Origin of the sequence: Anaerozeibacter quisquiliarum, from assembly GCF_051162045.1 — a bacterium.
Lineage (GTDB): Bacteria > Bacillota > Clostridia > Christensenellales > Aristaeellaceae > Anaerozeibacter > Anaerozeibacter quisquiliarum.
In genome coordinates, this window is record NZ_JBISDI010000031.1 from 33,082 (window position 1) to 45,629 (window position 12,548).

The following is a 12,548-nucleotide window of genomic DNA, read 5'->3' on the forward strand; positions in this document are numbered from 1 at the left end:
ACATTTGACGCGATCGCACCGGGCTCGTTGACGCGGCCCATGCGGTGGGGTATCATGACAGAAAGGGACGAAGAGCGGGAGGATAAAGGAAGTGGACGATGTGGCGGCGCGCGCAGTGTTTGAGCCGAGCGGCCTGACGCGGATCGAGCGCGATTCGGTGGGCGCGATTGAGGTGCCCGAGGCGGCCTACTACGGCGTGCACACGCTGCGCGCCGTGGAGAACTTTCCGATCACCGCTCGCGCGATGCACCCGGCGCTGACGGGCAACATCGTGCGCATCAAGCGCGCGGCGGCGCGGGCCAACGCCGAGGCGGGCGTGCTGGCCATCGACGTGGCCGAGGCCATCGAGCGCGCGTGCGACGAGGTGCTGTCGGGCGCGCTGTGCGATCAGTTCATCGTCGATCAGATTCAGGGCGGCGCGGGCACGTCGGCCAACATGAACGCCAACGAGGTGATCGCCAACCGGGCGCTGGAGTTGATGGGCTATAAAAAGGGCGACTACGCGCACGTGCATCCCAACGACCACGTAAACCTGGGCCAGTCGACCAACGACGTCTACCCCACGGCCGGGCGCATGACGGCCTACCAGTTGCTGGGCAAGCTTGAGGCGTCGCTGTCGTGGCTGTGCGAGGCGCTGCGCGTCAAGGCGAGGGAATTCGACGACGTGGTGAAGATGGGGCGCACGCAGTTGGAGGACGCGGTGCCCGTACGGTTGGGGCAGAGCTTCGCGGCGTACGAATCGGTGCTGCGGCGCGACCTTGCGCGCATCGAGACCACTCGGCGCGCGCTGTGCGAGGTGAATCTGGGCGGCACGGCGATTGGCACGGCGCTCAACGCCGCCCCGGTGTACCTTGAAAGGGTGCTGCCGATCCTGAGCGCGCAGGCGGGCATACCGCTGACGCGGGCGAAGGACATGATCGACGCCACGCAGAACACCGACGCGTTTACCGCGGCATCGGGCGTGCTCAAGACCTGCGCGCTCAACCTGTCGAAGATCGCGAACGACCTCAGGCTGCTGTCGAGCGGGCCGCGCACGGGCATCGGGGAGATCGTGCTGCCGGCGCGCCAAAATGGCTCGTCGATCATGCCGGGCAAGATCAACCCGGTAATTCCGGAAGTGGTCAATCAGGTGGCGTTTTTGGTGGCCGGCAACGACGTGACGATCGCGATGGCGTCGGAAGCCGGGCAGCTGGAACTCAACGCGTTCGAGCCGGTGATGTTCTGCCGCCTGTTCGAGTCGATCGAGTGCTTGGCGCACGCGGCGGACACGTTTGAGAAGCATTGCGTGTCCGGCATCACCGCCAACCGGGAACACTGTTTGGAGCTGGTGCGCCATAGCGCGGGTTTGGTGACGGCGCTGTGCCCGGTGCTGGGCTATGTAAAGGCCGCCGAGATCGCCAAGGAAGCGCTGCGAACCGGCCGGCCGATCGCCGATGTCGTGCAAGCCTACACGGGGCTGCCGGCGGGAGAGATCGAAGCGATGCTGGATTTGCGGGCGATGACCGAGATGCCACCGGCGCATTCCCCCGCGTGAGCGGTGAGGGAAGCTTATACGCAAAACCCTTGAGCGGGATCCGGGGCCAGCCCGGATCCCGCTCAAGGGTTTTCGTTCCTTAGAGAACCCCCATGGGCGCTCACGCGCGGTACGCCAGGGCTGCGCCGCACAAATCCCTCTGCGCACGTGGGATTTGGTCGGCGGTTACCCAGGTAAGCGCCGATTAAAGCACGCGTGCGGCGGCGTGCTGAATTTCCGTCAGATTGCGCTTGCAAAATCTGAAGGCGTAGCGGCGCTACGTCGAGGATTTTGCAGGCGCAAGATGGCGCAAAGGCAGCCGCCACCGCACGTGGGATTTGGTCGGCGGTTACCTAGCTCACGCTGAACAGCAGATTGCCGTAGTTCGGATACGGCCAGAGCTTGGTCGGCACCAGGGGCTCGGCGGCGTCGACTGCCTGGCGCAGCGCGGCCATGGCGGGGAAGATCGACTGGCGGTAGTAGAGCGCCAGCAGTTCCGCGTTTTGCGACTCGTCCGCGCCGTGCAGGCGCTCGTCGAGCTCCGCCGCCGCGCGGTGCACGCCTGCCGCCAACTCCGACAGCTGCTCGCACAGCGCCTTGTCGAGCGCGTTCGTCACCCCGATCTCCTGCTTCACCCGCGCGTCGCCGCCCAGCTTCGCGGAGTAGTTCATGATACCCGGCAGGATGTCGCGGCTGACCATGTCGAGCATCGTCAGCGCCTCGATCGACAGCACCTTGACGTAGTGCTCCAGCATGATCTCCTTGCGCGAGTTGAGCTCCACCTCGGTAAACACCGCGTGGCGCTTGAACAATGCCACATTGCGCGCGTCGGTCAGGCGGGGGATCGCCTCGGCGGCCGAGCGCAGGTCGGCGAGGCCGCGGCGTTGCGCCTCCGCAACCCAAGAGGGACAGTAGCTGTTGCCGCCGAAGATGATGCGCTTATGCGCGCGGATCGTCTGGCGGATCAATGCGTTCAGCGCCTGCGTGAAGTCCTCGGCCTGCTCCAACCGGTCGGCGAATTCCATGAGCACGTCGGCCACGATCGTGTTCAGCATGATGTTGGGCTCGGCCACCGACGCGGGCGCGCCCAGCATGCGGAACTCGAACTTATTGCCGGTGAAGGCAAACGGCGAGGTGCGGTTGCGGTCGGTGGTGTCCTTGGGGAAGCGCGGCAGCACGTTGACGCCGATGTTCATCTCGGTGCGTTTGACGCCCGCGTAGTCGTTCTCGGCTTCGAGCGCCTTAAGCAGCCCCGTCAGCTCGTCGCCCAGAAACACCGAGATGATCGCGGGCGGCGCTTCGTTCCCGCCGAGCCGGTGGTCGTTGCCGGCGCTGGCGGTCGAAATACGCAACAAATCCTGGTGCTCGTCCACCGCCTTCAGCACCGCGCACAGGAACAGCAGAAACTGCGCGTTGTCGCGCGGGGTGTCGCCCGGCTCGAGCAGGTTGATCCCTAGATCGGTGGTCATCGACCAATTGTTGTGCTTGCCGCTGCCGTTGACGCCCTCGAACGGCTTCTCGTGCAGCAGGCAGGCCATACCGAAGCGGCTGGCGGTCTTCTTCATCAGCTCCATGATCAGCTGGTTGTGATCGGTGGCGATGTTGGCGGTGGTGAAGATGGGCGCAAGCTCGTGCTGCGCGGGCGCGGCTTCGTTATGCTCGGTCTTGACCGGCACGCCCAGCTTCCACAGCTCCTCGTCCAGCTCCTTCATGAACGCGGCCACGCGCGGCTTGAGCACCCCGAAGTAGTGGTCGTCCAGCTCCTGCCCCTTGGGCGGACGCGCGCCGAACAGCGTGCGTCCGGTGTAGATCAGGTCGGGCCGGCGGTTGAACACCGCCTGGTCGATCAAGAAGTACTCCTGTTCCGCGCCGACCGTGGGCGACACGCGGCGCACGTCCTTGCCGAACAGCTTCAGGATGCGCTTGGCCTGTACGTTCAGCGCCTCCATCGAGCGCAGCAGCGGCGTCTTCTTGTCGAGCGCCTCGCCGTTGTAGCCGCAGAACGCGGTGGGGATGCACAGCGTATTGTCCTTGAGGAAGGCATAGGAGGTCGGGTCCCAGGCGGTGTAGCCGCGCGCCTCGAATGTGGCGCGCAGGCCCCCGGACGGGAAGCTCGACGCGTCGGGCTCGCTGACGATCAGCGCCTTGCCCGAGAACTCCTGGATGACGCCTTCGCCCTCGGTGGACAGAAAGGCGTCGTGCTTCTCGGCGGTGATGCCGGTCATCGGCTGGAACCAATGGGTGTAGTGGGTCGCGCCCTTGGAGGTCGCCCAGTCCATCATGGCCGCGGCCATCTGGTCGGCCAGGTCGCGCGTGAGCGCCCGGCCCTCGGCGAGCCGGGCCTTGAACGCCGCGTACACCTCGGCGCTCAGCCACTGTCGCATGGTGCTGTCACCAAACACCTGCGCGCCAAACATCTCGCTGAGTCGCTCCATTCCGATTCCCCCCGTCGCAAAGTATCAGATAGCAGTATACGGCGCGCCGCCAAGCGCTGTCAAGCGCGTGTCCGCCAAGTTTTGGCCAATCGCCGCACCCCCGGGGATTTCTGGGCCGCAGCCGGATGCGCGCGACCAGGGGAATTGCCGCCGGGCGCGCGGGGCATAATGAAGGCATCCGTGGACAATCAAAGAAGGAGTGAACCCATCGATGAACCCGTTTGACCAAAAGCCGATTGTAATGGACGATTGCCTGATGGACTGGGCGGCGATGTATCCGTTGCCCTACGACAAGCGCACGGTCGATCCCTACACCCGTACCCGCGTGATCCTGATGAGCGGCACCGAGTTTGAGAATGTGTGGTATACCCACCAGCTCTCGCGCCACCAACCCGACCAGGAGGTGCGCCGGCAGGTGGCGCTGATCCGCAGGATCGAACAACAGCAGCAGAAGGCGGTCGCCATGCTCAAACCGCCGGACGAGACCGTGCTCGAGCACACCATCGGCTACGAGCAGCTGGCGGTTGACCTGACCGCCGCGCTGGCCAAGCGCGAGCGGGAGGAGATTGTGCGCGACGCGCTCAACTTCGCGCTGCTCGAGGATTTCGACCACCTGTACCGCTACGCGCAGCTGCTCGACATGGATCAGGGCGTCAAGGCCGAGGACCTGGTCGGGCGCTACACCGAGGTCATGCCCGCGCGCCCCACGATCGCGCACCACCGCTATCCGTTCGACTCGATCAAGCCCCACATCGACAACAAGCAGTCGAACCTCGAGACCAAGCTGTGCGTGGGCATCATCACCGCCGCCGAGCAGCAGACGATGAACTTCTACATGAACGTGTGCAACAGCTACAAGACCGACCGCGGGCGCAAGCTGTACGAGGAGATCGGCATGGTGGAGGAGCAGCATGTGACCGAGTACGGCAGCCTGATGGACGTGAACGCAAGCTGGCTCGAGGGCCTCTTGATGCACCAATACACCGAGTGCTATCTGTACTGGTCGTGCATGGAGACCGAGAGCGATCCCCGGATCCGCCAGTTCTGGGCGATGCTGTACGAACAGGAAATCGCGCACCTGCATCTGGCCAAGGCGCTGCTGAAACGCTACGAGGGCAAGGACTACCAACAGGTGGTGGGCGCGGGTGATTTCCCGGCCCCGCTCAAGCTGGAAAGCAACATAGACCATGTGCGCAAGGTGCTCGCCGGCACGGTACAGATGACCGGGGTCCGCGAGAGCTACGGCGACATCGGCGACCTCAAGCCCGACTACGACTTCTTCCTCTACCAAAACCGCGTCAACCGCGACCTCGGTCAGGTCGCCAGCCACACGGTGGTCGGGGACTACATCAACCAGCGCGGCCAGGATTACCGGTTCGAGACCGCGCCCAACCCCATCGAGGCGCTGCGCGACCGCAAGGCGGACAATGTGGATGTGGGCCGCACGCCGATGCGCGCGGGTGCGGCGGTTACCCGATAAACATCGCGTCGCCGAAGCTGAAGAAGCGGTAGCGCTCGCGCACCGCGCATGCGTAGGCGGCGAGCGTGCGCTCGCGGCCCAGGAACGCCGAAATCAGCATGAGCAGCGTGGAGCCGGGCAGGTGGAAGTTGGTAATCAGCGCGTCGACCGCCTTGAAGCGGTAGCCGGGCGTGATGAAGATGCTCGTCTGGCCGGAGAGGGCGCAAATCCGGCCCGAGTCGTCCGCCGCCGATTCCAGCGTACGCACGCTGGTGGTGCCGGTCGCGACGATCCGGCCGCCGCGCGCGCGGGCCAAGTTGATGCGCTCGGCGGCGTCCTCGGTCACTTCGTAGTATTCGGCGTGCATCACGTGGTCCTCGACGCGCTCGGCCTTGACCGGGCGGAAGGTGCCGAGGCCCACGTGCAGCAAAATGGGCACGATATCGATGCCGCGCGCGCGGATCCGGTCCATCAGCTCGGGCGTAAAGTGGAGCCCCGCCGTGGGCGCGGCGGCGGAGCCCCGGGCGCGCGCGTAGACGGTCTGGTAGCGCTCCTTGTCGGTTAGTTTTTCGTGGATATAGGGCGGCAGCGGCATCTCACCCAGTTCGTCGAGCGCGGCTTCCATCGTGCCTTCGCAGGCGAATTCCACGACGCGCCCGCCGGCGTCGGTGGGGGAGAGAATCGTGGCGGTAAGGCGTCCGCCGCCGAACGAGACCCGCGCGCCGGGGCGCAGCTTTTTGCCGGGACGGACCAGGGTTTCCCAAGTCTTGGGGGCGAGCTGTTTGAGCAGGAGCAGCTCGCAGGTTCCGCCTTGCGCGGCGTCGCCGACGCGTTCGCCGATCAGGCGGGCGGGCAGCACGCGGGTTTCGTTGACGATGAGCGCGTCGCCGGGGCGGAGGTGGGCGGGGATGTCGTAGAAGTGTTCGTGGGTGATGGCGCCGGTTAAGCGGTCGATGGACATCAGCCGCGAATGGTCGCGCGGCGTGGCGGGGGTCTGAGCGATCAGCGATTCGGGCAGGTCGTAGAAGAAGTCGGCGGTTTTCATAGGGGGGAAGTCCTTTCTTAACGGTATGGGTTCCCCGCGCAAGCGGTTCAGGGCGTCCAGAGGGCAAAGCCCTTTGGCGGGTTCCAAGGGCAGCGCCCTTGGCGGGGTTTGGGGCGGAGCCCCAACGTCCTCCGCGCCGCCGTATCGGGTCCGGGCACGAGGAACGAAGCGCTGAGTTCCGGGAGACGGCGGCGCGGCGTTCCCCGATGCGACCGCAGGGAGCGAGGCCGTACCTGATGCGTAAAACAAGGCCCCACGCAGGGGCGACCCGTTTGGCGGATGGCTCAAATCGTCATCAATGAGACCCGCGGGAATCCCCTCCCATTCCCCTCTTTGGAGGGGTGCCCGCAGGCGGGGTGGTGAACCTGCTGGTCGCATAGATATAGTTTCATTTTACGCGCAACTGGACGGGAACCACCCCGCCCTTCGGGCACCCCTCCGCCGGAGGGGAATGGGATGTGCCAGTCCCGAGGGAATGGCGCGCGGTTTTACGCGGCGGGGGAACTCGTTCTGTCGGCGAAGGCGTCGCCTGCGGGCAGCGCCTTCGCCGGCAGAACATCGGGAACGCCGCGCCGCCGTCGACCGTATCCAACGCTCCGGTCCGATTGCTTGGGAACCGATACGGCGGCGCGGGATTACGAAAGGACATTGGGGCTCTGCCCCAAACCCCGCCAAGGGCGCTGCCCTTGGAACCCGCCAAAGGGCTTTGCCCTCTGGACTCCCTGAACCGCTCACGCGGGGTTGATGACTTCCTACCCCTCCGTCATCTCAAACCCCAGCTGCTCCGCGCCCATTTCCGGCTTCGGCTGCTGAAGCTTCAAATGCGCGTACGCCGCCGGGGTACACACGCGCCCCCTTGGCGTGCGCATCAAAAACCCCAGCTGCAGCAAATACGGCTCATACACATCCTCGATCGTGGTCGCGTCCTCCCCCGTCGAGGCGGCCAGCGTGTCCAGCCCCACCGGCCCGCCGCCGAACTTCTCGATCATGGTCCGCAGCATCGTGCGGTCGGTGTGGTCGAGCCCGAGCCGGTCGACCTCCAGCATGTCCAGCGCCTCGCGCGCGACCGCGCGCGTAATCACACCCTGCGCCTTCACCTGCGCAAAGTCGCGCACGCGCTTGACCAGCCGGTTCGCGATGCGCGGCGTGCCGCGCGATCTTGACGCGATCTCCAGCGCCCCCTCCCGCTCGCACTCGATCCTCAGAATGCGCGTCGAGCGCAGCGCGATCACCGCAAGCTCCTCGGGCGAGTACAGCTCCAGCCGGAAGCTGATGCCAAACCGGTCGCGCAGGGGCGAGGTCAACAGCCCCGCGCGCGTCGTCGCGCCGATCAGCGTGAACCGCGGCAGGTCCAGCCGGATCGAACGCGCCGACGGGCCCTTGCCGATCATGATGTCCAGCGCGTAGTCCTCCATCGCCGGATAGAGCACCTCCTCAACCGAATGGCTGAGCCGATGGATCTCGTCGATGAACAGCACGTCGCCCGCGTTCAGGTTGGTCAGGATCGAGGCCAGGTCACCCGGCCGCTCGATCGCGGGGCCGCTCGTCACCCTTATGTTATGGCCCATCTCCGAGGCGATGATGCCGGCCAGCGTGGTCTTGCCGAGCCCCGGCGGGCCGTACAGCAGCAGATGGTCAAGCGGCTCGCGCCGCCCGAGCGCCGCCTGCATGTAGACGGTCAGGCTGTCCTTCAACTTGGGCTGACCGATGTATTCGGCAAGCGTCTGGGGGCGGAGCGAGCGCTCGGCGTCGTCGTCTTCGCGGTTGAAGCCCGCCCCGATCACGCGGTTGTCCTCCATCAGCTCACCATCCCCCTCAGCGCCAGCCTGATCGTTTCATCGAGCGTAGCGGCCTTATCCGCAACAGAGGCCACCGCCTTGGCGGCCTCGCTCGAGGCGTAGCCCAGCGCCATCAGCGCCTCGATCGCCTCGCCCTGAATGCCGCCCGAGCGCACGGGCGCGCCGGTCGTCGCGGGCGCGCCCGTCAGATCACAGTCGTCCACCTTATCGCGCAATTCGAGCACCAGCCGCTGCGCGGTCTTCTTGCCGATGCCGGGCGCGCGCGTGAGCGCGGCGGAGTCGCCGGTCACCAGCGCGATCGACAGCTCGCGTACGCTGAGCGCCGACAGGATGTTGAGCGACATGCGCGCGCCCACGCCGGATACGCTCTTGAGTTTTTCGAACATGGCCTTTTCTTCGCGCGTAGCGAAACCGAACAGCTCCATCGCGTCCTCGCGCACGCTCAAAACGGTGTAGCACTTCATGGGGCTGCCCACCGCCGGCGCGGCCGCCAGCGTGCCCGCGCTGACGGACAGCCAATACCCCACGCCGCCCGCGTCGATCACCAGCGCGTCGGAGGTCTTTTCGGCCACCAGGCCCTGGATGTGTGCGTACACTTAAGATCCCCTCACTTGATTTTGTACAGGTGGCGCGCGTTCATGCAGTGCGCGTGGGTGACGGCCACCGCCAGCGCGTCGGCGGCGTCGTCGGGCCGCGCGATCTCGTCCATGCCGAGCAATATCTTGACCATCATCTGCATCTGATGCTTGTCGGCCTTGCCGTGGCCGGTCACCGCCTGCTTGATCTGCATCGGCGTATACTCGTATAGATTCTCGGTGCGCTGCGCCACCGCCACCAGCGCCGCGCCCCGCGCCGCGCTGACCGCCATGCCCGTGGTCACATTCTTCGAAAAGAACAACTCCTCGAACGCCACCTCGTCGGGCGAAAACATGTCCATCAGCTGGTTGACGCCGAGGAAGATCGCCCGCAACCGCTGCGGCATCGGCTGCCCCGCCGCCGTGGTCAGCGCGCCGAACTGAATCAGCCGGTGCCTATCCCCCGCCGTCTCGATCACGCCCCAGCCCATCGTCGCGAGCCCGGGGTCGATGCCCAATATCGTCATTTCAATCCACGCCTTCTTGCCAACAGGGAGAAGGTCTGCCATTCATTTTAGCCATCATCATACCAGCAAACAGGCGTTCTGTCAAGCGCGCCCCTACTAAGATTTAACGCAGCCGCGCCTTGCAATTTTATGCACGGAAGACGTATAATTATGCCCATCATCGGATGGAGGCGAACCCAAATGGCGAAGGAGAAAATCGTACTGGCATATTCGGGCGGGCTGGACACCACGGTCATCATTCCGTGGCTCAAGGAAAACTATCCGGGCTGCGAAGTGATCGCGGTGGCGGTGGATGTGGGGCAGGGCGAGGAGTTGGCCCCGCTCGAGGAGAAGGCCATCAAGTCGGGCGCGAGCAAGATCTACATCGAGGACGTGCGGCTTAAGTTTGTGACCGACTACATCTGGCCGACGCTCAAGATGGGCGCGGTGTACGAGCAGAAGTACCTGCTGGGCACGAGCTTTGCGCGCCCGATCATCGCGGAAAAGTTGGTGGAGATCGCGCTTCGGGAAGGCGCTACGGCCATCTGCCACGGCGCGACCGGCAAGGGCAACGACCAGGTGCGCTTTGAGCTGACGATCAAGTCGCGCGCGCCGTTCATGAAGATCATCGCGCCGTGGCGCGTGTGGGACATCAAGACGCGCGAGCAGGCGGTGGAGTACGCGCAGGCGCGCGGGCTGTCGGTGCCGGTCAAGAAGGATCGGCCCTATTCGATGGACCGGAACCTGTGGCATTTGAGCCACGAGGGCTGTGAATTGGAGAACCCGGCGAACGAGCCGAGCGCGGATCTATGCATGATCTGCGCCTCGCCCGAGCAAGCGCCCGACGAGGCGGAGTACGTCGAAATCGAATTTGAAAAGGGCGTGCCGGTCGCGGTGAACGGCAAGGCGCTCGGCCCGATCGAATTGATCGAAGCGCTCAATGGAATCGGCGCGCGGCACGGCATCGGCATCGCCGATCTGGTGGAAAACCGGCTGGTGGGGATGAAGTCGCGCGGCGTGTATGAGAATCCGGCCGGGAAGCTGCTGTTTGACGCGCATCAGATATTGGAGACGATCACGCTCGACCGCTCGACGGCGCACTATAAGGATATGATGGCGATCCGGTTTGCGGAATTGGTGTACGACGGGCAGTGGAACACGCCGCTGCGCGAGGCGATGAGCGCGTTTGCCGACAGCACGCAAGAGACCGTGACCGGCAAGGTGCGGCTCAAGCTGTACAAGGGCAACGCAATCCCGGCGGGCGTGACCTCGCCGCATTCGCTGTACATGGAGGAAATCGCCACCTTCGGCGACAGCAAGGAGCTGTACAACCACGCCGATTCGGCCGGGTTCATCAATCTGTTTGGATTGCCGATGAAGGTGCGCGCCATGATGCAGCAAAAAGCAAGCAAGGGCGAGTAATCGGTATCCCCGCGTGAGCGGGAAGGCCCGCCCCAACCACATCAAGGAGGACGCTCTTATGAAACTCTGGGCCGGGCGGTTCGAAAAGGCGACCGATCACATGGTGGACGATTTTCACTCGTCCATCCCCTTCGACCAACGCCTCTACCGCCACGACATCTTAGGCTCGATCGCCCACGCCACCATGCTCGGCGAGACCGGCATCATCTCCGCCGCCGACGCCGCCGCGATCATACGCGGCTTAAACGGCATCCTCGCCGACCTCGATTCGGGCGCGCTCCCATTCGACCCCGAGGCCGAGGACATCCACATGTTCGTCGAACAGGTGCTCACCGAGCGCATCGGCCCCGCAGGCGGGCGACTCCACACCGGGCGCAGCCGCAACGATCAGGTCGCCCTCGACATGCACCTATTCGTCAAGGCCGCCTGCCATGAGACGAGCGCCTTGCTCCGCGACCTGCTCTCCCAACTGGTCCGGACCGCCAAGCGCCACACCCGCACCGTTATGCCCGGCTACACCCATCTGCAAAAGGCGCAGCCGGTCACGCTCGCCCATCACCTGATGGCCTGGGCGCAGATGTTCAGGCGCGACGACCAGCGGCTCGCCGACTGCTTTTGCCGTGCCGACGTGATGCCGCTCGGCTCCGGCGCGCTCGCGGGCACCACCTACCCGCTCGACCGCGCGCGCGTGGCCGAGCTGCTCGGCTTTTCCGCGATCTCCGAAAATTCGATGGACGCCGTAGCCGACCGCGATTTCGCGCTCGAATACATGGCCGCGGCCTCGATTTCGATGATGCACCTGTCGCGCTGCTGCGAGGAACTGATCCTGTGGTCGACCGACGAGTTCCGCTTTGTCAGGATGGACGACGCGTTCTCGACCGGCTCCTCGATCATGCCGCAAAAGAAGAACCCCGATGTCGCCGAGCTGATCCGCGGCAAGACCGGGCGCGTCTACGGCGACCTGGTCGCACTGCTCACCGCGCTCAAGGGGCTGCCGCTGGCCTACAACAAGGACATGCAGGAGGACAAAGAAGCGCTGTTCGACGCGCACGACACCTGGACCAAGTGCCTCGTCGTGTTCGGCGGCATGTTTGGCGCGCTTATGTTCAACGAACCGGAGATGGAAAAGGGCGCGGCGGGCGGCTTCACCAACGCGACCGACGCCGCCGATTATCTGGTCAAAAAGGGCCTGCCGTTCAGGCAGGCGCACGAGGTCGCGGGCAAGCTGGTGTTGGATTGCGTCAAGTCGGGCCGAGCCTTGCTCGATGTGACGCTTGAGGAGTTTCAAGCGTACTCGCCGCTGTTCGAGGAGGATCTGTTCGACGCGCTGTCGATCCTGAACTGCGCGATGCGCCGCGCGGTGCCCGGCGGGCCCGCCCCGGACGCGGTCGCGCAGTCGATTGCATCGATGGAGGCGTATCTTGCGACTGCCGCCGAGCAGAGGACGCGCGCGTTGCCGTAGGGACCGATGCCCGCATCGGCCCGTCCCATTGCTCGCACCTATGATGTGAGGTGTACGCCAAACAGGTTCGGGGCGATGTGGGCACCGGCCGATTGTCAAGTCAAGTGCAAAATTGACGAGTGAAGCAGGTGTACGGGCGTCAAACACAGGTTACAGAGCGTGGCAGAGCACAGAGGTATGCGCATAGCCAAGGGAAGGGTGGAGATTTGCGAAGCAAATACGACCCGGCCTTGACGAATGGCCCCCTCGGTCCTTTGCCCTCGAGGTGTAGCCTATGTTTGGCGCCCGTACATAGTTTTTTGGCTCTTTGTCAACCGTAGGGGTGCGAAGAA

At 64.9% G+C, this 12,548-nt stretch carries 9 protein-coding genes; 4 read left to right on the forward strand and 5 right to left on the reverse strand.

Annotated elements, in window-relative coordinates; genetic code table 11:
- Positions 1 to 91: 91 nt before the first annotated feature.
- On the forward strand, positions 92 to 1,534 hold the full coding sequence (locus ACH6CV_RS13440) for an aspartate ammonia-lyase (protein ID WP_456358717.1): 1,443 nt from the start codon (positions 92 to 94) through the stop codon (positions 1,532 to 1,534).
- A 332-nt stretch (positions 1,535 to 1,866) separates the two neighbouring features.
- Here the strand turns inward: ACH6CV_RS13440 and ACH6CV_RS13445 are convergent, their stop codons facing one another.
- Positions 1,867 to 3,948: a glutamine synthetase III family protein gene (locus tag ACH6CV_RS13445; RefSeq protein WP_456358718.1), complete on the reverse strand. Its 2,082-nt coding sequence runs from the start codon at positions 3,946 to 3,948 to the stop codon at positions 1,867 to 1,869.
- A gap of 211 nt (positions 3,949 to 4,159) precedes the next feature.
- Here ACH6CV_RS13445 and ACH6CV_RS13450 point away from each other — a divergent pair, with 211 nt between their 5' ends.
- On the forward strand, positions 4,160 to 5,428 hold the full coding sequence (locus tag ACH6CV_RS13450) for a hypothetical protein (RefSeq protein ID WP_456358719.1): 1,269 nt from the start codon (positions 4,160 to 4,162) through the stop codon (positions 5,426 to 5,428).
- On the opposite strand, the gene queA is transcribed toward ACH6CV_RS13450, so the two are convergent.
- From queA to ruvC, 4 genes are all read right to left on the reverse strand, one after another.
- Positions 5,418 to 6,452, reverse strand: coding sequence for a tRNA preQ1(34) S-adenosylmethionine ribosyltransferase-isomerase QueA (gene queA / locus ACH6CV_RS13455; protein ID WP_456358720.1), 1,035 nt, complete (start codon positions 6,450 to 6,452; stop codon positions 5,418 to 5,420). The genes ACH6CV_RS13450 and queA overlap by 11 nt on opposite strands.
- A 752-nt stretch (positions 6,453 to 7,204) precedes the next feature.
- Positions 7,205 to 8,251 (reverse strand): Holliday junction branch migration DNA helicase RuvB, encoded by a 1,047-nt coding sequence (ruvB, locus tag ACH6CV_RS13460; protein ID WP_456358721.1) that lies wholly within the window; start codon positions 8,249 to 8,251, stop codon positions 7,205 to 7,207.
- Positions 8,251 to 8,847, reverse strand: coding sequence for a Holliday junction branch migration protein RuvA (gene ruvA / locus ACH6CV_RS13465; RefSeq protein ID WP_456358722.1), 597 nt, complete (start codon positions 8,845 to 8,847; stop codon positions 8,251 to 8,253). Before ruvA ends, ruvB begins: the two co-directional genes overlap by 1 nt.
- Positions 8,848 to 8,858: 11 nt before the next feature.
- Positions 8,859 to 9,395: a crossover junction endodeoxyribonuclease RuvC gene (gene ruvC / locus ACH6CV_RS13470; protein ID WP_456358723.1), complete on the reverse strand. Its 537-nt coding sequence runs from the start codon at positions 9,393 to 9,395 to the stop codon at positions 8,859 to 8,861.
- Positions 9,396 to 9,533: 138 nt separating this feature from the next.
- Here ruvC and ACH6CV_RS13475 point away from each other — a divergent pair, with 138 nt between their 5' ends.
- The gene (locus tag ACH6CV_RS13475) at positions 9,534 to 10,754 is read left to right on the forward strand and encodes an argininosuccinate synthase (protein WP_456358724.1); all 1,221 of its coding nucleotides are present in this window, start codon (positions 9,534 to 9,536) and stop codon (positions 10,752 to 10,754) included.
- Positions 10,755 to 10,812: 58 nt separating this feature from the next.
- Positions 10,813 to 12,216, forward strand: coding sequence for an argininosuccinate lyase (gene argH / locus ACH6CV_RS13480; protein WP_456358725.1), 1,404 nt, complete (start codon positions 10,813 to 10,815; stop codon positions 12,214 to 12,216).
- Positions 12,217 to 12,548: the final 332 nt, after the last annotated feature.